We start from the raw sequence: 19,955 nt of genomic DNA, 5'->3' as shown, positions 1-19,955 counted from the left end.
GCCTCAGCGCTGGACGAGATCGGCGTAGAGAATGATGTTGTCGCTGCGGTGACCGTCCACGAGGGGGCCGCCGCAGGTGATGAGGCGCAGCGTGGGCCGGCCGGTCGCTGCATACACCTTATTGGTCGGGAAGTCCTTTTTATTGACCTGCTGGATCTGCCGCACCTCGAACGTCGCGGTCCGCCCGTCCGCCCGCGGCACCTCGACGCGGTCCCCGGCCCGCACCTTCGCGATGTTCCGCATCAGTGCAGGACCGTTCGCCGTGTCGTAGTGCGCGACCAGCACCGCGGCCCCCTTCTCGCCGGGCGTCGGGCTCCCCGTCCACCAGCCCGGCTCCGCGCCCTTGTCGGCCGGCGGGACCTGGAGCGCGCCGTCCGCGTCGAGCCCGAGGCGCAGCATGCCGGTGGCGTCGACCCCGGCGGCCGGGATGCGCAGGCCGGTCGGCGTCGAGCGGTCCAGCGCCGGGGCGGCCCCGGCCCGCGGGGTGACGGGGGCGGTGGTGTCGCGCACCGACACGTCGGGCGCCGGGCCGCCGCCGCTCGACCCCTGGCCGCAGGCGGTGACACCGGCGGCCAGGGAGGCCGTCAGGACGGCGGTCGTCACGACGCGCGCGGAGATCTTCACGGGTGCTCCTGTGGGGGGACGGAGGGGGCGGGCTCAGGCGTCGGCGCGGCCGCGGCGCATCGTCGAGTACACGAGGCCCGCGGCCCCGGCGGCGGCCATCGCGCCGCCCGCCACCAGGAAGTACGGATTGGCCGTCGCGTCGTCCGGGGCCTGGGCCGCCGGCCGCTCCTCGCCCTGCTGCTCCTGCGGGGCGTACCGGGTCCGGGCCTGGACCGTCGCGGCCGCCGGGGCGTGGGCCTGGGCGTTTGCGAACGCGGCGGTGGGGACCAGCACGGCGCCGCCGAGAGCGGCGGTCACGACGGCGCTGCGGAGGAGGGCGGGGCGCATGAGGGCTCCGATCGCTGATGAGGTGCACCGAGGTGTACCGAGGTGCCCGGACCGGGAGTGCTCCGGAGTGTCCGGTTTGACTTCCTCACCGTAAAAGTCGGCCATCACGGCAATTCGGCGGCTGTGTAACAGGGGGCCCTCGCTCTGCGCCCGATGCGGTTAATACCGCCGGTCCTGGCGGTTACGGACGTCCTGTCGGGCTTGCGGCCTTCTTGCCCTGTCGTGGTGCTTGCTGCTCCCATGGTCGTGGGGTGATGGGGCATGAGCGGACTGCGCGTCATACCGACCTGGCGGCATGGTCAGGAGCGGCTCTACGTATACGGGGAGGACGGCCGGACCCTCGCCTGGTACGACCGGGACACGGGCCGGGTGAACCTCCTCGCCGAGTCGCACGGAGAAGCCGTGCTCGACGTGCTCCGCCCCTTCGTCGCCGGGCACGTCACGGTCGGGCCGCCGCCGGTGCCCACGCCCGCCGAGCTCGCCCGGCTGAGCCTCCACCCGGACGACGACCTCGCGCCGAACCGTCCCGGCGAGGCCCTCGTCATCGCCCTCGACCGGGACCCGGCCCCGCAGCGCAGGCTGCGCACCGACCCGCGCCGCCGGGCGCTCGCCGCGCAGCAGCTGGTCGGCGAGGCGCTCGACGGGCTGGAAGGGGTGGGCTGGCGGACCCTGCACTCGGTGCCGCTGCCCGGCGGATCCTGCCTGCACCACCTGCTGATCGGTCCCGGCGGGCTGTTCGCGCTGCACGTGCTCCCGGCCCGCAAACAGCGGGTGCGGGTGAGCGACCCGATGGTCACGCTGGGCCGGGGCGAACCGGACCCGCTGCTGCGCCGGCTGCGCGGCGAGGCCTCCCGCGCCTCGTTCGCGCTCACCGCCGAGGTGCGCGGCGCGCTGGTCCTGGTCGGCGCGGGCCCGGTGGAGATCCGGCCGGCCCCGCGGGACGTACAGGTCCTCACCGACGACGACCTGGAGTCGTTCGCCCGGACCGGCGGCGCCCTCAAACCGGCGGACGTGGAGGCACTGTTCGCGATGGCCAGGGACCGCACCGCCTGGGTCAACCTCTGAACGGCCCCGCGGCAGCCCTGCCGAGGACTCAGCGGAACCTGACGGGCTCCGCCGAGAAGGCGCCGTGCCGGGTCGTCCGCTGCCGCACCTCCAGCGTCAACGGGGGCTCCGGCGGCAGCAGTCGATACGTGACCTCGCCCACGCCGACCGCCGTGATCCGCGCCTCCCGCCCCGTCGCGGGCGGCAGCAGGTCCGCCGCGTCCGCGCGCAGCGCCGCCGGCAGCGGTGTCGTCAGCAGGGGAGTGCCGTCGCCGGGCAGCGTGACCACCAGGGCGCGCGGTCCGGTCGCCGGGCCCGTGAAGCCCACGACCAGGGCGTCCCGGGTGTCGCTGTGCCGCAGCTTCAGCCAGCTGCGGCGGCCGCCGCGGTAGGGGCCGTCCAGACGTTTGGCCACCAGACCCTCGATGCCGGTCGCGGTCAGGGCCTCGTACCAGGTCAGAGCCGTCTCCCGGTCGGTCGTCGACGGGACCGGCTGCAGCGGCGGGCCGAGCGGTTCCAGCAGGGCGACCAGGCGGGCCCGGCGCTCGGCGTACGGCAGGGCGCGCAGGTCCGTGCCGCGCTCTGCCAGCAGGTCGAAGGCCGCGTACGAGGCGGGCAGCTCGCGTGCCAGGACGCGGGCCCGGGCCGTGGACGCCGCGGCCGCCCGGCGCTGCACCGCCGCGAAGTCGGTGCGCCCGGCGTGCCAGACGACGACCTCGCCGTCGAGGACGGTCCCGGCGGGCAGCGCCCGCGCCGCCGCGGCGAGATCGGGGAACGCCCGCGCCACGAGCCGCCCCGAACGGGCCTGGAGCAGGACGTCGTCGGCCCCGCGGAACACGACCATCCGGTGCCCGTCGAACTTCGGCTCGAAGGCCCAGCCGTCGCCCGGCGGCAGCGCCTCCACCGACTCGGCGAGCGCCACGTCCAGCGGCGGCCTCACGACGGCAGCCGCCCGGCCCGGTTCAGATTGATCAGCGGGCCGAGCAGATCCCCGTACCGCCGCAGCCGGGGCGCGATGTCGTCCGCCAGGAACACCAGGTCAGGGGCGTTCTCACAGGCCTCGACCTCCTCCCACGTCACCGGCGTGGACACGGTCGGCTCGGGGCGGGCCCGCAGCGTGTACGGGGCGGCCGTGGTCTTCGCGGCGGAGTTCTGGCTGTGGTCGACGAACACCTTGCCGGGGCGCAGGCTGCGCGTCATGCGGTGCACCACCAGATGCGGCAGGTCCGCCTCGGCCTCCTGCGCGAGCGCCTTCGCATAGGCGCTGACCTGCTCGGACGGTGTCGGAACGAGCGGGACCAGCAGATGCAGCCCCTTCGACCCGGACGTCTTCGCGTACGTGTGGAGCCCGTCCGCCGCGAGCCGCTCCCGCAGCCACAGCGCCACCTCGCAGCACTGGACGACGTCGGCCGGGGCCCCGGGATCCAGGTCGAGGACGAGGCGGTCGGCCCGGCCCGGCGCGTCCGCCTGCCACTGCGGGGTGTGGAACTCCGTGACCAGGTTCGACGCCCACATCAGCGTCGCGAAGTCCTGCACCACGATCTGCCGCGAGACGCCCTCGGAGCGCGGCACCTCCGCCGTCTTCACCCACGCGGGTGTCCCCGGCGGCACGTTCTTGGCGAAGAAGCGCTGGCCGTCGGGCCCGTCCGGGAAGCGCAGGAAGGAGACCGGGCGGTTGTAGAGGTGCGCGAGCAGGGAGCCGGCCGTCGTCGCGTAGTAGTGCAGCAGCTCGCCCTTGGTGAAGCCGGTGGCCGGGTAGAGCACCTTCTCCAGATTGCTGAGCGCGAGCCGCCGCCCCTCCACTTCTGTGATGGGCGTCATACCGTAATACTCTGGCAATCCGCATCAATGCGGAGCATTCACGAGCTAAACGGGGCGAACAGGGAGGTCCATCGTGCGCTCCATATGGAACGGCGCCATCTCCTTCGGCCTGGTCAGCATCCCGATCAAGCTGGTCAACGCCACCGAGAACCACTCGATCTCCTTCCGCCAGATCCACCTGGAGGACGGCGGCCGCATCCGCTACCGCAAGGTGTGCGAGCTGGAGGACAAGGAGGTCACCTCCGCCGAGATCGGCAAGGGGTACGAGGACGCCGACGGGTCGATCATCCCGATCACCGAGGACGACCTCGCGGCGCTGCCCATCCCCACGGCCAAGACCATCGAGATCGTCGCGTTCGTCCCGGCGGACCGGATCGACCCCCTCCAGATGGACACGGCCTACTACCTCTCGGCGAACGGCGTCCCCGCCGCCAAGCCCTACACCCTGCTGCGCGAGGCCCTCAAGCGCAGCCAGAAGGTGGCCATCGCCAAGTTCGCCCTGCGCGGCCGGGAGCGGCTCGGGATGCTGCGCGTCGTCGACGACGTCATCGCGATGCACGGGCTGCTGTGGCCGGACGAGATCCGCGCCCCGCAGGACGTCGCCCCCGACACCCACGTCACGGTGCGCGACGCCGAACTCGACCTGGCCGACGCCCTGATGGACACGCTCGGCGAGGTCGACATGGACTCGCTGCACGACGACTACCGGTCCGCGGTGGAGGAGATGATCGCGGCCAAGACGTCCGGCGAGGCACCGGAGGAGGCCCCCGCGGCGGCGAAGTCCGGCGGCGGCAAGGTGATCGACCTGATGGCCGCGCTGGAGAGCAGCGTGCGGGCCGCGAAGGAAGCACGCGGCGACACCACCTCCGACGGCGCGGGGGACGTGGCGGAGGTGACTCACCTCAAGGAGCGGACCCGCAAGAAGACGGCGACGAAGACCGCGGCGAAGAAGACGTCGTCGGCGTCCGGGGCGTCCGGCGCGAAGAAGTCGACCTCCACGAAGGCGAGTGCCGCGTCGTCGAAGTCCGGAGCCGCCGCGAAGAAGAAGGCGGCCTCGGGGAAGAAGTCGACGTCGACCTCCGCCAAGAAGACCCCCGCCAAGAAGACGACGCCCCGCAAGAGGGCGTCGGCCTGACCCAGCGGGTGAACGGGTGAGGGGCTCGGCGGTGACATCACCGCCGAGCCCCTCACCCGTTCACCCGTTCACTGTGCGCGTCAGCGCCGTCGGGCCAGCGCGGCGGCATCCCGCTTGAAGGCCCACTCCATCTTCGGCTCCATCACGAACCGGAACATCCGCTGCACCGGTGGTGTGCACAACACGGTGATGATGCTCGCCGCGATCAGGGTCACCGCGATCTCACCGAGCGGCGAGTGCATCCAGTCGGCCTCGTACCAGTCCCAGAAGCGGGAGCCCTTGGCGAGGAAGCCGTGCAGCAGGTAGCCGTACAGCGTGCCCGCGCCCAGCGCCGTGACCCAGAGCTTGCGGCCCGGCACCCACGCGAAGAAGCAGGCCGCCAGGACCACCGAGCAGCCGAACATCGCCAGCGTCATGACGGCGCCGCTCCAGCCGGGGGCCGCCAGCTCCTGCGCGCTGTCGCGCCGGTAGAACCAGGCGGCGTTCATCCGCGGCGCCGCCCAGTACGCGAACAGCAGCGCGGACGCGAACACCGGCACCGCCAGGAGCCGCGCCTCACGGCGCCGCACCAGCTGGAAGTGCTCCGGCTTGAGGCACAGGCCGAGGACGAAGAAGGGGAGGAACTGCAGGACGCGCTGCAGGTCCAGGTCGTCACCGATGTCGGGCGAGACGGACGCCAGCACGGCGATCGCGAGCGCGACCGGCAGCGGCCAGCGGATCACCTTCCACAGCGGTGTGCTCAGCCGCCACACGAACAGCGCGATGAGGAACCAGGTCAGGTACCACGGGTCGAGCAGACTGATCGGGTAGTCGGGATCGCCCCCGGCCGTCCGCTTGAACATGGTGTACGCCACCTCGAACACCACGTACGGCACGGCCACACCCGTGATCAGCCGCTTCAGCCGCTCCGGACTCGCATCGAAGCTGCGTGAGAAGTAGCCGGAGATCACGATGAACGCCGGCATGTGGAACGCGTAGACCGTCATGTACAGCGCGGCCGCCGCCCGGCTGTCACCGCGCAGCGGCTCCCAGGAGTGCCCCATCGCGACCAGCACGATCGCCAGGTACTTCGCGTTGTCGAAGAACGCGTCGCGCTTTTTGGCGGGCTTGGCCCCGTCGGCGGGCCTGCTCCCCGCCCCTGGGGCGGAGGTGCTCGCAGGAGCGGGTGCTGTGGTGGCGCGCTGTGGGGGCAGAGGCGTCCGCTGAGCCGTCACCCGTGCCGATTCGCTCATGAACCCTCCCGCGTGGAACCCCGACTCCAGAATTCACGTCTTCTCAGGTTTGCGGGATTCATGTGGCTGCGAGACATCCCACGCACCGTAGTCACCCATCGAGGCACACGTAAACCTGTGCTGGTCATGGGTGGCGCCTGTCACAACCCGACGAACGGTCGAGTCGGGCATTGTCGACGAAGTCGGACGCGACGTCGTGGTCACTACGATGAGGCGCGGTGCACAGGAGGAGGCCGAGGAGGGACGACGTGGCGAATCAGGACGAGAGCGGGCGCAGGCGCGGCCAGGGCGAGCTGGAGGGACAGGTGCTCGCGGCGCTGTGCGAGGCGCCGGACCCGGTGACGGCGGGATGGGTGCGCGAACGTCTCGGCGGCACCCTCGCCTACACCACCGTGATGACGATCCTCACCCGGCTCCAGGCGAAGGGCGCCGTCACCCGCGAGCGCGTCGGCCGCTCCTTCACCTGGACCGCCGCGTCCGACGAGGCAGGCCTCGCCGCGCACCGCATGCGCCGCGTCCTGGACGGCGAGACCGACCGGGCGGCCGTCCTCGCCAGCTTCGTGTCGAGCCTGTCCGCGCACGACGGGCAACTGCTGCGCGACCTGCTCGCCGAGGACGAGACGGAAGGCGCCGAGGACCGCTGAGCCATGGGCGTCGCCGTGTTCCTTCCTCTCGTTCTGCCGCTGACCGCCTGGCCGGTCGCGCGGCTCGCCGAACGGCACCTCCACCCGCGCGCGGCGACCCTGCTGCTCACCGCGGTCGGCGTCGTCCTCGGCCTGTGCAGCACGCTCTGTCTGGGCCTGCTCGCGGTCGTCGGCACCGCGCAACTGCCCGGCAACCCGCTGCCGGACGGCTGGGCCGATCCCGAGGTGCGCGAGGCGGTGCCGCACGACGAGGTCGTCGGCAAGGCCGCCGTCGGCGCGCTCGGCGCGGTCCTCACCTCCTGCGCGGCGTTCCTGCTGCACCGGCGCAGAACCGCCCGCCAGGCCGCGCGCGCCCTCGCCGGACTCCCGCCCCGCCGCCGGATCGCGGTCCTGCCCGACCGCATGCCGTACGCCCATACGCTCCCGGACGGCCGCATCGTCGTGTCGACCGGAATGCTGGCGGGCCTCAAGTCAGCTGAACGCAGAGCCCTGTTCGCGCACGAGCGGGCCCACCTGGCGGCCGGCCACCACCGCCACCTCCTGCTCGTCGGCCTCGCGGCCCGCGCCAACCCGTTCCTGCGCCCCCTGCGCACCTCGGTCACGTACACGGTCGAGCGCTGGGCCGACGAGGAAGCGGCCCGCACGGTCGGCGACCGCCGCCTCACGGCCCGCGCGGTGGGTAAGGCGGCCCTCCTCACCCCCCGCCCGCTCCCCGCACTCCCCGCCTTCGCCACCCCGGGCCCGGTCCCGCGCCGCGTAGCCGCCCTCCTGGGCCCACCACCGGCCCCTCGCACCTGGCCCCCACTGTTCACGGCGGTGGGCGCGGCGGCCTGGGCGGCACTGGCGGGCACGGCGATCTCGGCCTTCGCCTCGGCCAATTCGGCGTTGACGCTGATCTTGATCTTGCATGCGGCTACGCCGCTCTAGCCCGACGCGACTTTCGAGACGCATTGCGGACTCCGGTACTGCCATTGCCTCGGCATCCGGGGTACGGAGTATCGGTCCGGAAGCCGAACCGGGAGACCAAATGCCTTTCCTTCAGGGCGCCTTGTGCACATCCAAGAGTGTTCGCTACTCTCCTGTCAGTCTTCACGGAGGCATGTCCTCGGGAACCAGGAACCGGTCTTCTTGGTCGAGGCAAAGGACTCTCCCGTAGTCCCCGTGGCGTGTAGCAGCACTGCAATGGATGTACAGAACTCTCTCTGAAGCGCTGGGGCCGGTAACAGCAGGAGACGGGTGACGTATGTCCAAACAGGACAATCATGGCCGAGCTGCTGCCGCCCACTCGAAGGCAACGGGGTCCTCGTACAAGACTTCTCGCCGCTGGGCCGAGCAAGGATTCATTTCTCTGCGGCGCCCGTTCCCAGAGCACCGCGACGAATCGCCCGAGAGCGCTGCTGAACTCTGCGTGGAGGCGACCGGATGGCGAGAAGCCGAGTGCCTGAAGTGGGCGGAGCAGGGCTTCATCTCCCACGCCTTTCCGATTCCGGATGCGTCGAGCGCTCAGCAGCGGCACCTTGAAGCATTCGTCGTGCACGTGCTGGCCGATGCGCTCAGGGACGGCCAGCTTGACAGTGCGGTATTCGGGGTGACGCGGCTCGTTCCTCTCCCGTCGTACCCCGTCCTCTACCTCCATGCGGGCATGGCCGATGTGGTCGTGTCCGAGGTCTTGCCCAGGTATGAAGCGGGATACGGAGGGATCAGGGGAGTCCCGGGCCTGCGCCCCTCTCCTTCACCTCAGGGCGGCCTGGAACTGCGCCTGGTGGGGACCGGTGCGCGCATACGTCTCGTCAGCGAGGACGAGAGCTGGAGGCCGGAACTCCCCGGTGACGTTGCGCCTGGCGAGGCGCGTGCCGACGGCGAGGACGATCAGGAGGTGCGGCAGCTCTGGAGGTCCGCGAAAAGGATGGACCCCCTGGAGGAAGAGGAACTCAGATTCTGGAACATGGAGCCCTTCACGCACAGGAAGGAGGCCATCGAGCGAAACTGGCTTCTCAGCAGACTCCTGCGGAGGTCCGCGATCGTCAATCTCGCGGGAAAATCCCATGGTTGGGCCAACACCTACACCCACGCCTACGAAGACATCGTCGTGGAGTGGTGTTGCGGGGAAGACCCTGACCACGTGAAATCAAAGCTCTTCAGCAGCGGCCTGGTAAATCCGCCGCCGGGCCTGAGGGTGGCCCCCGAGCCGAATCTCACGCACCCTACGACGATCTGCTTCGGTTCCGGACGTGCCTACGTCCGCCGACTCCCGGACTGCACGATCACGGAGGGCTCGGCGGAACGCATCAGGGGAATCATCCGCGAAAGGTACTCCCGATGATGCTCGCCGCCGGCGTGATCGTCGGAATTCTCCTGCGCTCCCTGCTTCCGGTTCTGACGCTCTACCGTGACGTAGTGATCGTGCGGCACATCCGAGACCTGATGAACGGCTGCTCACCGGAGGACCGGTCCCGCCTCTGCCGAGAACTCGTGGCCGCGCTTCAAGTATCCGATTTCCGAGATCCGGAACCCGCGGAACCGCCGCAGGAGGGCGCAGGGCGATAGGGCCAACGACATCGACGGCGACCGGGGAGGCTCACCGGTCGCCACTGCTGTGGCCCTGCGCCTTGTTGGCAGCGGGGGCTGTCGTCCAGGTACGGCTGTGAGGTGGATGTCAGGTGGGGTCTGCGCCTCAGCTACGTGCATCAGCACAGGCTCACCGATACAAAAAGACCCCGTCGTCAGCGTCTCCGCTGGTGACGGGGTCTCTAGGCACCTAATCCAAGGTGCCCCCGGCAGGATTCGAACCTGCGCACACGGCTCCGGAGGCCGTTGCTCTATCCCCTGAGCTACGGGGGCGTGCGCCGCGTGGTGTGCGGCGACGGGTAGAACCCTACCAGCTCCCCCGGGGTCCTCATGAACAGGTATTTCAGGGCCGACTGACGGGCTGGGGGAGTAGTTGGCGATGAGCCCGGCCTTCGGCTCGGCGGATGCCGAACGAAGGGCTGAGCGAAGGCCCGAGGAAGGAGCCGGCCCAGGCCAGTCGGGGGCCGGGCGCAGGCCCGACGAGGTCGGGCGGAGGTCGGTACGAGGAGCCGGACTCGAGCCGGGCGCGGAGTCGGACGAAGGTCTGGCGAGAACTTGGCGCGGAGCCGGACGAGGGACTGGCGAGAACTCGACGAGGAGTCGGACGAAGGCCTGGCGAGAACTTGGCGCGGAGCCGGATAAGGGCCCGGCCGCAGGCCAGGCAGGGGATGCCCGGGCCGCGCGGCTCCAGGCCCCTTCCCCGGTACGGGGTGGAAGTGGGGAAAACCCGGACGCGGTGCTGTGCGCCGACCTACTCTCGAGTTGTGCCAGGCGCGTCCGGCCGGGTCCTCGTTGTGGACGACAACAAGGTCATCCGGCAGCTGATCAGGGTCAATCTCGAGCTGGAGGGCTTCGAGGTCGTGACCGCGGCCGATGGTGTCGAATGCCTGGACGTGGTGCATCAGGTGCAGCCCGATGTCGTCACCCTCGACGTGGTCATGCCGCGTCTCGACGGCCTGCGGACCGCCGCGCGGCTGCGTGCCGACGCCCGGACCCGCGATCTGCCCATCGTCGTCGTCAGCGCCTGCACCCAGTACGAGATGGACAGCGGGCTGGATGCCGGCGTCGACGCCTTTCTGGCCAAGCCCTTTGAACCCGCTGAACTCGTGCGCCTCGTAACGCAGTTGAGCGAGCGGGGTCGGGCGTCATCCGCCCCGAGAGGGCAGAGTGAAGAAGGCGGAGGCGGCAGCCCGGCCGACGGCCCCCGGCGTGGCTCCTCCGCGCACACCGCGGACGAGTCCGAGCACGCGGGCCGCACCGCGGACGCCTGACCGTTCCTCAACGCCTGACCATCCCTCGACGGCTCGACGGCTCGACGGCTCGACGGCTCGACGGGTCGACGGCTCGACGGCTCGACGGGCGACCCGAGGACCTGTCCCAGCCCAGGACCGGCTACCCCAGGCCCGGCAGCCCCCGCACCCAGGCCTCCCCGACGGCCCGCCCAATCCAGCCGCACTTCGTCCAGCCCCAGCCCCGCCGACCCTCACCCGGTACCCGCCGACCCTCACCCGGCAACTCCAGCGGGCGACCTCACCCGGCCCCACCGCGTCCGCATCCCGGACCATCCACCAAACCGACTCGCCTACCCACCCCCCTCCTCCCCTACGCTTACCCCGTGACCCCCGCAGAGCTCTCCCACACCGTCCTGCGCGCCGTGCGCCGCGCGGTCGACGACGGTGAGCTCGGTGCGGGCACCGTGGAGAGTGTCGAGCGGGGCGGCGCGCGGATCGTCGTCGAGCGGCCGCGGGCCGGTGGGCACGGGGACTACGCCACGAACGTCGCTCTGCAGCTCGCCAAGGGAGCCGGACGGCCGCCGCGGCAGGTGGCCGAGATCCTGTCCCGGCGGCTCGCCGACAGCCCGGGGATCGCCGCCGTCGACGTCACCGGACCGGGGTTCCTGAACCTCACCCTCAGCCGGGGCGGAGCCTTCCGTGACGTACACGCGCTCGTCGACGAGATCCGGCGCCTCGGCCCCGCCTACGGGCACGGCGAGGCGCTCCGCGGCCACCGCATCGAGCTGCGCATCCCGTACGAGACCCGCGCGGAGATCGTCGCCGACGCCGTCGCCCGCATCGGCCGCAGCCAGGGAGCCGAGGCCGAGGTCGAGCGCGTCGCCGATCCGGCCGAGGTGACCTTCCGGCCCGTTCCCGCCGACCCGCAGGGGCTCGGCGCCGAAGCCACCCGATGGGCCCTGCTGCACCCCGCCGCGCACGACCGGCCGCGTACCGACACGGCCGAGGACCGCGCCGCCCACCTCGCCCAGCGCGAGTCGAACCCGCTCTTCCGCGTCCGCTACGCCCATGCCCGCACCCGCGCTCTCAGCCGCGGCGCCGCCGACCTCGGCTACACGAGCGCCCCCGGTGACCCGGCGGCCGGGCACGACGACCTCGTGGCCGCCCTCGCCGACCACCCGCGGATCCTCCTCGCCGCGGCCCGCCACCGCGCCCCGGACCGGGTCGCCCGGCACCTCGTCGGCGTGGCGGACGCCTTCCTCGCCGATCCGGGGATCTTCGCCGGCGCGCTGCCCAAGGGCGAGGAGAAACCCTCGGCCGCCCATCGCGCCCGGCTCGCCCTCGCCGAAGCCGCCGGGACGGTGCTGGCCGGTGGCCTGACCCTGCTCGGCATCGACGCCCCCGCATACCTGTAAGAAGACGAAGAGAGCGCCACGCAGCCATGAGCCGTTCCGCACACCCCGCAGGCCCCCGCCACGCAGACGTCCTGTCCGAGGGGCACTACGCCGCCCCGCCCGCCGACCTCAACGCCCTCGACCCGAAGGTGTGGGCGCAGACCGTGGCGCGTACCGCCGAGGGCGCCGTCAGCGTCGGCGGGATCGAAGTGGCCCGGCTCGCCGAGGAGTTCGGCACCCCGGCCTACTTCCTCGACGAGACCGACTTCCGCGCCCGCTGCGCCGCCTGGCGCGACGCCTTCGGTCCGGACGCGGACGTCTTCTACGCCGGCAAGGCCTTCCTGTCGCGTGCCGTCGTGCGATGGCTGCACGAGGAAGGGCTCAACCTCGACGTCTGCTCCGGCGGCGAGCTCGCCACCGCGCTGCTGGCCGGCATGCCCGCCGAGCGCATCGCCTTCCACGGCAACAACAAGACCGAGGACGAGATCGAGCGGGCCGTCGAGGCGGGCGTCGGGCGCATCGTCCTCGACTCCTTCCAGGAGATCGTCCGCGTCGCCCACATCGCCGACCGGCTCGGCAAGCGCCAGCGCGTGCAGATCCGGGTGACCGTGGGCGTCGAGGCCCACACCCACGAGTTCATCGCCACCGCGCACGAGGACCAGAAGTTCGGCATCGCGCTGGCCGGGGGACAGGCGGCGGAAGCCGTGCGCCGTGCCCTCAAGCTCGACGGGCTCGAGCTCATCGGGATCCACTCGCACATCGGGTCGCAGATCTTCGACATGGCCGGCTTCGAGGTCGCCGCCCGGCGTGTGGTCGGGCTGCTCGCCGAGGTGCGTGACGAGCACGGTGTCGAGCTGCCCGAGATCGACCTCGGCGGCGGCCTCGGCATCGCGTACACGAGCGACGACGACCCCCGCGAGCCGCACGAGATCGCCAAGGCGCTGAACGAGATCGTGACCCGCGAGTGCGAGGCCGCCTCCCTGGCGACTCCGCGCATCTCCGTCGAGCCGGGCCGCGCCATCGTCGGCCCGACCGCCTTCACGCTCTACACCGTCGGCACCGTGAAGCCGCTGGACGGGCTGCGCACCTACGTCTCCGTCGACGGCGGCATGTCCGACAACATCAGGACCGCCCTGTACGACGCCGAGTACACGGTCGCCCTGGTCTCGCGCCGCTCCGACGCCGAGCCGATGCTGGTCCGCGTCGTCGGCAAGCACTGTGAGAGCGGCGACATCGTGGTGAAGGACGCCTTCCTGCCGGCCGACGTCGCGCCGGGCGACCTGATCGCGGTCCCGGCCACCGGCGCGTACTGCCGCTCCATGGCCAGCAACTACAACCACGCACTTCGCCCGCCGGTCGTCGCCGTGCGCGACGGCGAGGCCCGGGTGATCGTCCGGCGTGAGACGGAGGAAGATCTCCTGCGTCTCGACGTCGGATAAATGAAATATCTGTCTCATCATCCGGACCGGGGGCAGAAAGCCCGGTCCGGTGGGTGAGACTGGTCCCACCGTAGAGATACGTCGAAGTATCAGCAGTAATAGAGGAGACGAGGTCGGATGATGCGTACGCGTCCGCTGAAGGTGGCGCTGCTGGGCTGTGGGGTAGTCGGCTCAGAGGTGGCGCGCATCATGACGACGCACGCCGACGACCTCACCGCCCGCATCGGTGCCCCGGTGGAGCTCGCCGGGGTGGCCGTGCGGCGCCCCTCCAAGGTGCGTGAGGGGATCGACCCCGCCCTCGTCACCACCGACGCCACCGCGCTCGTCAAACGAGGCGACATCGACGTGGTCGTCGAAGTCATCGGAGGGATCGAGCCGGCGCGCACCCTCATCACCACCGCCCTCGAGCACGGCGCCTCCGTCGTCTCGGCCAACAAGGCGCTGCTCGCCCAGGACGGCGCCGCCCTGCACGCGGCCGCCCTCGACCACGACGCGGACCTCTACTACGAGGCCGCCGTCGCCGGTGCCATCCCGCTGATCCGCCCGCTGCGCGAGTCCCTCGCCGGCGACAAGGTCAACCGGGTCCTCGGGATCGTGAACGGCACCACGAACTTCATCCTCGACAAGATGGACTCGACCGGCGCCGGCTACCAGGAGGCCCTCGACGAGGCCACCGCGCTCGGGTATGCCGAGGCCGACCCGACCGCCGACGTCGAAGGCTTCGACGCCGCCGCCAAGGCCGCCATCCTCGCCGGGATCGCCTTCCACACCCGGGTCCGTCTCGACGACGTGTACCGCGAGGGCATGACCGAGGTGACCGCCGCCGACTTCGCGTCCGCGAAGGAGATGGGCTGCACCATCAAGCTGCTCGCCATCTGCGAGCGGGCCGCCGACGGCGGCAGCGTCACGGCCCGCGTGCACCCCGCGATGATCCCGCTGGAGCACCCGCTGGCCTCCGTGCGCGGCGCGTACAACGCCGTGTTCGTCGAGGCCGACGCCGCGGGCCAGCTGATGTTCTACGGGCCCGGTGCCGGCGGTTCGCCGACCGCGTCCGCCGTACTCGGCGACCTCGTCGCCGTCTGCCGCAACCGCCTGGGCGGCGCTACGGGACCCGGCGACTCCGCGTACACGCAGCTGCCCGTCTCCCCGATGGGCGACGTCGTGACGCGGTACCACATCAGCCTCGACGTGGCCGACAAGCCGGGCGTCCTCGCCCAGGTCGCGACGGTCTTCGCCGAGCACGGCGTCTCCATCGACACCGTGCGGCAGTCGGGCAAGGACGGCGAGGCCTCCCTCGTCGTCGTCACCCACCGCGCGGCGGACGCGGCCCTCACCGGGGTCGTGGACGCGCTGCGTCAGCTCGACACCGTGCGCGGTGTCGCCAGCATCATGCGTGTTGAAGGGGAGTAGCAGGGATGACCGGAATGACCCACCAGTGGCGCGGCATCATCGAGGAGTACCGGGACCGGCTCCCGGTGACCGGGACCACGCCGGTCGTGTCGCTGCGCGAGGGCGGCACGCCGCTCGTGCCCGCGCAAGTCCTCTCCGAGCGCCTCGGCTGCGAGGTCCACCTGAAGGTCGAGGGTGCCAACCCCACCGGCTCCTTCAAGGACCGCGGCATGACCATGGCCATCACCAAGGCCAAGGAGGAGGGCGCGCAGGCCGTCATCTGCGCGTCGACGGGCAACACGTCGGCGTCCGCCGCGGCCTACGCCGTGCGCGCCGGCATGGTCTGCGCCGTCCTCGTGCCGCAGGGCAAGATCGCGCTCGGCAAGATGGGCCAGGCGCTGGTCTACGGCTCGAAGATCCTCCAGGTCGACGGCAACTTCGACGACTGCCTGAACCTCGCCCGCAGCCTCTCCGAGAACTACCCGGTGGCGCTGGTCAACTCGGTCAACCCGTTCCGTATCGAGGGCCAGAAGACCGCCTCGTTCGAGATCGTGGACGCGCTCGGCGACGCGCCCGACATCCACGTCCTCCCGGTCGGCAACGCGGGCAACATCACGGCCTACTGGAAGGGCTACAAGGAGTACGCCGCCGACAGCGTGTCGTCGCGCACTCCGCGCATGTGGGGCTTCCAGGCCTCCGGTTCCGCGCCGATCGTGCGCGGCGAGGTCGTCAAGGACCCCTCCACGATCGCGACCGCGATTCGCATCGGCAACCCCGCCTCGTGGCAGCACGCGATCGCCGCGCGCGACGAGTCCGGCGGCTTCATCGACGAGGTGACGGACCGTGAGATCCTGCGCGCCTACAAGCTGTTGGCGTCCCAGGAGGGTGTCTTCGTCGAGCCCGCGTCCGCCGCGTCCGTCGCCGGTCTGCTGAAGGCCGCCGAGCAGGGCAAGGTCGACAAGGGCCAGAAGATCGTCTGCACCGTCACGGGCAACGGACTGAAGGACCCGGACTGGGCCGTCTCCGGCGCCCCGCAGCCGGTCACCGTGCCCGTCGACGCGGCCGCGGCCGCCGAGCGCCTCGGTCTCGCCTGAGCCGGATCCCGACGCTGACGGCCCGTCAACCGGGCGTCTCGGCACAGGGGGTGCACGGGGGGCTTACGACACGCATCGTGCGCCTCCTGTGCGCCCTATGTCGCCACAGAACCTTCCTTCGATAGGCTGTACCGAACCCGCCCGCCGCATATGCCGCGGTGCCGCCGCCGTTCCGTCGTATTCCGGCGAATTTCCGCCGTGGTTCCGTCGTTCGTGGCCCGGGTGTCGACGTACGCATCACAAGACATCGGAAGTCTCGGAAGTTCTCGAATACCTCGACCGTCGTACATCTCCCAGATCTCGTCAGTCCCGCCAGTCTTCGGAAGTTCCAGAAACATCCCGCAGCTCAAGGAGAGTCATCGAGCGATGGCCGGTCCCGCGTTCCGCGCCGCCGCCGTCAGGGTGCGCGTCCCCGCCACCAGCGCCAACCTCGGCCCGGGCTTCGACGCCCTCGGCCTGTCGCTGGGGCTCTACGACGACGTGGTCGTCAGGGTCGCCGACTCCGGGCTGAACATCGACATCGCGGGCGAGGGCTCCGAGACCCTGCCGCGCGACGAGTCGCACCTCCTCGTACGGTCCCTGCGCACCGCCTTCGACCTGCTCGGCGGACAGCCGCGCGGCCTCGAGATCGTCTGCGCCAACCGCATCCCCCACGGCCGGGGCCTCGGCTCGTCCTCCGCCGCGATCTGCGCCGGCATCGTCGCCGCGCGCGCGGTGACCATAGGCGGCGACACCCGGCTCGACGACGCCGCGCTGCTCGAACTCGCCACCGAGATCGAGGGCCACCCCGACAACGTGGCCCCCTGCCTCCTCGGCGGCTTCACCATCGCCTGGACGGAAGCGGGCGCCGGGCGGGCGATCCGCCTCGACGCCGCGCCGTCCGTCGTCCCGGTGGTCTTCGTGCCGGGCAAGCCGGTCCTCACCGAAATGGCACGAGGCCTGCTGCCGCGCACCGTCCCCCATGTGGACGCAGCGGCCAACGCGGGCCGGGCGGCCCTGCTCGTCGAGGCCCTGACCAGGCGCCCCGAGCTGCTGCTGCCGGCCACCGAGGACCGCCTCCACCAGGAGTACCGGGCTCCCGCCATGCCGGAGAGCGCCGCACTGGTGGAGCGGCTGCGGGCCGACGGGGTGCCCGCCATGATCTCCGGGGCGGGCCCGACGGTCATCGCCCTGGTGGAGGACGGTGCGGCCGACAAGGTTGCCCGGCTGGCCGGAGAGGGATGGGCGGCCAACCGCCTGGCCCTCGACGTCGACGGAGCGAGCGTGCTGCCGCTTGGCTCCTGACACACGGTTGCCGGATTTGGAGAGGGGGAATGTTTGTTGGATCCGGTAGTGTTAACCTCAAGTCTGCACCCGACCCCACCATGGCGAGGTGCTGTGTGTCCCCGTCCGGGACAACCATTCTTCCGGGAGCCTCCCCAGCAATTCCGTGCATCGTCCTCGTATGTCGGGACGCGGCACTGAACGTTGGCGAGCATGCTCCGGAACCGGCGTGACCGAGCCGCGTGACACAGAAATTCAGTGCACCCGCGGAATCCGGAATCGCCGTCACCAATGAATTCTTCCGCCTCATCGGCGGACAACCGCCCCGGCACGGTCCGTACAGGCTGGACCACCACCGCCGGACAGCACGACCGGTCGCCGAGCCAGACAGGCCGACGTCCGCTCCAGGGAAGGACCCTTCGTGAGCGACACCACCGATCTGATGGGCGTGACTGCCGACAGCTCCGCTGCCGCGCCCGCCGCGTCCGCAGGGGACGCCTCTGCGCCTGCCGCCGGTGCTTCGGGCTCCCGGCGGCGCCGCGGTACCGGCCTCGAGGGCATGGTGCTGGCCGAGCTGCAGCAGGTCGCCTCGGGCCTCGGCATCAGGGGCACCGCGCGGATGCGCAAGAGCCAGCTGATCGAGGTCATCAAGGAGGCGCAGGCGGGCGGCGGTGCCCCCGCGAAGAGCGCCGACGCCGCTGAGACGAAGCCGAAGCGCCGGGCCACCTCGAAGGCCCGCACCGGCGAGGAGCCCGCGGCCGACGCCGCGCAGGCCAAGACGGAGAAGGCCGACACGGCCGACACCAGCGCGGCCAAGGCGAAGAAGGCCACCGCCCAGCAGCAGATCGAGATCCCGGGCCAGGGCGCCGGGGACGAGCAGCCGGCCGGCGAGCGCCGTCGTCGTCGGGCCACCGCCGAGGCGGGCAGCCCGGAGACGGTCACCGCCGAGGCCAAGGCGGAGACCAAGCAGGACAACCAGGGCGCCGAGAACAAGGGCGACGGCGGCCAGGAGAACAACAACGAGGGCCGCCGTGAGCGCCGCGACCGCCGTGACCGTGGCGACCGGGGCGACCGGGGCGACCGCGGTGACCGGGGTGGCCGCGACCGCCGCGGCAAGGGCGACGACCAGGGCAACAAGGACCAGGGCGGCGGCCGGCAGCAGCAGGGTGGCGGACGTCAGGACCGGGACCGCAACAACGGCCCGCAGGACGACGACGACTTCGAGGGCGGCCGGCGCGGCCGCCGGGGCCGCTACCGCGACCGCCGCGGGCGCCGCGGACGCGACGAGGGCTTCGGCAACGAGCCGCAGGTCTCCGAGGACGACGTCCTGATCCCCGTCGCGGGCATCCTCGACATCCTCGACAACTACGCCTTCATCCGTACGTCGGGCTACCTCCCCGGCCCCAACGACGTGTACGTCTCGCTGGCCCAGGTCCGCAAGAACGGCCTGCGCAAGGGCGACCACGTCACCGGTGCGGTCCGTCAGCCCAAGGACGGCGAGCGTCGCGAGAAGTTCAACGCGCTCGTCCGCCTCGACTCGGCGAACGGCATGGCGGCCGAATCCGGCCGCGGGCGCCCGGAGTTCAACAAGCTGACGCCCCTCTACCCGCAGGACCGGCTCCGTCTGGAGACCGACCCGGGCGTGCTCACCACCCGCATCATCGACCTCGTCGCGCCGATCGGTAAGGGCCAGCGCGGTCTGATCGTGGCCCCGCCGAAGACCGGCAAGACCATGATCATGCAGGCGATCGCCAACGCGATCACGCACAACAACCCCGAGTGCCACCTGATGGTCGTCCTGGTCGACGAGCGTCCGGAAGAGGTCACCGACATGCAGCGGTCGGTCAAGGGCGAGGTCATCTCCTCGACCTTCGACCGTCCGGCCGAGGACCACACGACGGTCGCCGAGCTCGCCATCGAGCGCGCCAAGCGTCTCGTCGAGCTCGGTCACGACGTCGTCGTCCTGCTCGACTCCATCACGCGACTGGGCCGCGCCTACAACCTGGCGGCGCCGGCCTCCGGCCGCATCCTGTCCGGTGGTGTCGACTCGACCGCCCTGTACCCCCCGAAGCGCTTCTTCGGCGCCGCGCGCAACATCGAGGACGGCGGCTCGCTCACCATCCTCGCCACCGCGCTCGTCGACACCGGGTCCCGCATGGACGAGGTGATCTTCGAGGAGTTCAAGGGCACCGGCAACGCCGAGCTCAAGCTCGACCGCAAGCTCGCCGACAAGCGCATCTTCCCCGCGGTGGACGTCGACGCGTCCGGTACCCGTAAGGAAGAGATCCTGCTCGGCAGCGACGAGCTCGCGATCACCTGGAAGCTGCGTCGCGTGCTGCACGCGCTCGACCAGCAGCAGGCGATCGAGCTGCTGCTCGACAAGATGAAGCAGACGAAGTCCAACGCGGAGTTCCTGCTGCAGATCCAGAAGACGACGCCCACGCCCGGTAACGGGCAGGACTGACGCCCAGCGGCGCCACATCGTCTCCAGGGGCCGGGCCCGTCACGCGAGTGACGGGCCCGGCCTTTTGACGTCTCCACGGGGTAGGCGGTCCCAGAGACCTTCACCACAGGCATAAGAATTCGCGGCTTCTGTGAAGCATGCGCTCCATGAGGACAAAAGTGCAGGTGGGAGGGGTACGGGACCTTGGTCCCGTGACGATCCGTCGTGGCGGGAGCACGCTGTGACCACAGGACGCTGTGCAACCCTTCATGACGGTTCGCCGTCACACCGAGTGAAGAGCAAAGC

Annotated in this window: 18 protein-coding genes and 1 tRNA gene; 13 read left to right on the top strand and 6 right to left on the bottom strand. The window is 71.2% G+C overall.

Going from position 1 to position 19,955, the window contains the following annotated elements:
• Positions 1–3: 3 nt before the first annotated feature.
• Both ACQUQD_RS13610 and ACQUQD_RS13605 read right to left on the bottom strand, forming a co-directional pair.
• Complete coding sequence (locus ACQUQD_RS13610; protein WP_428952321.1) at positions 4–624, bottom strand: class F sortase; 621 nt, start codon at positions 622–624, stop codon at positions 4–6.
• Between the two features lie 33 nt (positions 625–657).
• Positions 658–951, bottom strand: a complete 294-nt coding sequence (locus tag ACQUQD_RS13605; protein WP_428952320.1) for a hypothetical protein — start codon at positions 949–951, stop codon at positions 658–660.
• 261 nt (positions 952–1,212) lie between these two features.
• Here ACQUQD_RS13605 and ACQUQD_RS13600 point away from each other — a divergent pair, with 261 nt between their 5' ends.
• Positions 1,213–2,016, top strand: a complete 804-nt coding sequence (locus ACQUQD_RS13600) for an NERD domain-containing protein (protein ID WP_428952319.1) — start codon at positions 1,213–1,215, stop codon at positions 2,014–2,016.
• A gap of 28 nt (positions 2,017–2,044) precedes the next feature.
• Here the strand turns inward: ACQUQD_RS13600 and ACQUQD_RS13595 are convergent, their stop codons facing one another.
• A complete protein-coding gene (locus ACQUQD_RS13595; RefSeq protein ID WP_428952318.1) occupies positions 2,045–2,935 on the bottom strand; it encodes an ATP-dependent DNA ligase in 891 nt (296 codons plus the stop codon).
• Entirely contained in the window at positions 2,932–3,816 is an 885-nt protein-coding gene (gene ligD / locus ACQUQD_RS13590; RefSeq protein ID WP_428952317.1) for a non-homologous end-joining DNA ligase, read from the bottom strand. The genes ACQUQD_RS13595 and ligD overlap by 4 nt, the downstream gene beginning before the upstream one ends.
• A gap of 73 nt (positions 3,817–3,889) precedes the next feature.
• Between ligD and ACQUQD_RS13585 the strand changes: the two genes are divergently transcribed.
• A complete protein-coding gene (locus ACQUQD_RS13585) occupies positions 3,890–4,951 on the top strand; it encodes a Ku protein (protein ID WP_428952316.1) in 1,062 nt (353 codons plus the stop codon).
• A gap of 80 nt (positions 4,952–5,031) precedes the next feature.
• Here ACQUQD_RS13585 and ACQUQD_RS13580 read toward each other — a convergent pair whose 3' ends face one another.
• A complete protein-coding gene (locus ACQUQD_RS13580) occupies positions 5,032–6,183 on the bottom strand; it encodes an acyltransferase family protein (protein WP_428952315.1) in 1,152 nt (383 codons plus the stop codon).
• Between the two features lie 248 nt (positions 6,184–6,431).
• Between ACQUQD_RS13580 and ACQUQD_RS13575 the strand changes: the two genes are divergently transcribed.
• The 4 genes from ACQUQD_RS13575 (at position 6,432) to ACQUQD_RS13560 (ending at position 9,374) form a co-directional block, all read left to right on the top strand.
• The gene (locus ACQUQD_RS13575; protein WP_428952314.1) at positions 6,432–6,827 is read left to right on the top strand and encodes a BlaI/MecI/CopY family transcriptional regulator; all 396 of its coding nucleotides are present in this window, start codon (positions 6,432–6,434) and stop codon (positions 6,825–6,827) included.
• Between the two features lie 3 nt (positions 6,828–6,830).
• On the top strand, positions 6,831–7,754 hold the full coding sequence (locus tag ACQUQD_RS13570) for a M56 family metallopeptidase (protein ID WP_428952313.1): 924 nt from the start codon (positions 6,831–6,833) through the stop codon (positions 7,752–7,754).
• Between the two features lie 316 nt (positions 7,755–8,070).
• The gene (locus ACQUQD_RS13565) at positions 8,071–9,150 is read left to right on the top strand and encodes a hypothetical protein (protein WP_428952312.1); all 1,080 of its coding nucleotides are present in this window, start codon (positions 8,071–8,073) and stop codon (positions 9,148–9,150) included.
• The gene (locus ACQUQD_RS13560; protein ID WP_428952311.1) at positions 9,147–9,374 is read left to right on the top strand and encodes a hypothetical protein; all 228 of its coding nucleotides are present in this window, start codon (positions 9,147–9,149) and stop codon (positions 9,372–9,374) included. Before ACQUQD_RS13565 ends, ACQUQD_RS13560 begins: the two co-directional genes overlap by 4 nt.
• Before the next feature lie 222 nt (positions 9,375–9,596).
• On the opposite strand, the gene ACQUQD_RS13555 is transcribed toward ACQUQD_RS13560, so the two are convergent.
• Positions 9,597–9,668 (bottom strand) — tRNA-Arg (locus tag ACQUQD_RS13555).
• A gap of 395 nt (positions 9,669–10,063) precedes the next feature.
• On the opposite strand from ACQUQD_RS13555, the gene ACQUQD_RS13550 reads away from it, so the two are divergent.
• The 7 genes from ACQUQD_RS13550 (at position 10,064) to rho (ending at position 19,670) form a co-directional block, all read left to right on the top strand.
• Positions 10,064–10,666 carry a response regulator gene (locus ACQUQD_RS13550; protein WP_428952310.1) on the top strand — a complete coding sequence of 201 codons (603 nt, stop codon included), beginning with the start codon at positions 10,064–10,066 and terminating at the stop codon, positions 10,664–10,666.
• A 344-nt stretch (positions 10,667–11,010) separates the two neighbouring features.
• Positions 11,011–12,042: an ArgS-related anticodon-binding protein NrtL gene (nrtL, locus tag ACQUQD_RS13545; RefSeq protein ID WP_428952309.1), complete on the top strand. Its 1,032-nt coding sequence runs from the start codon at positions 11,011–11,013 to the stop codon at positions 12,040–12,042.
• Between the two features lie 26 nt (positions 12,043–12,068).
• Entirely contained in the window at positions 12,069–13,460 is a 1,392-nt protein-coding gene (gene lysA / locus ACQUQD_RS13540; RefSeq protein ID WP_428952308.1) for a diaminopimelate decarboxylase, read from the top strand.
• Positions 13,461–13,577: 117 nt separating this feature from the next.
• A complete protein-coding gene (locus ACQUQD_RS13535) occupies positions 13,578–14,870 on the top strand; it encodes a homoserine dehydrogenase (RefSeq protein ID WP_428952307.1) in 1,293 nt (430 codons plus the stop codon).
• Between the two features lie 14 nt (positions 14,871–14,884).
• Entirely contained in the window at positions 14,885–15,943 is a 1,059-nt protein-coding gene (gene thrC, locus ACQUQD_RS13530; protein WP_428957547.1) for a threonine synthase, read from the top strand.
• 366 nt (positions 15,944–16,309) lie between these two features.
• On the top strand, positions 16,310–17,227 hold the full coding sequence (gene thrB / locus ACQUQD_RS13525; RefSeq protein WP_428952306.1) for a homoserine kinase: 918 nt from the start codon (positions 16,310–16,312) through the stop codon (positions 17,225–17,227).
• Between the two features lie 400 nt (positions 17,228–17,627).
• Entirely contained in the window at positions 17,628–19,670 is a 2,043-nt protein-coding gene (rho, locus tag ACQUQD_RS13520) for a transcription termination factor Rho (protein WP_428952305.1), read from the top strand.
• The last annotated feature ends 285 nt before the right edge of the window (positions 19,671–19,955 follow it).

The sequence above is a fragment of the Streptomyces sp. cg35 genome (assembly GCF_050410835.1).
In the GTDB taxonomy this organism is placed as follows: Bacteria; Actinomycetota; Actinomycetes; order Streptomycetales; family Streptomycetaceae; genus Streptomyces.
This window is presented reverse-complemented; position numbering and strand designations above follow the sequence as displayed.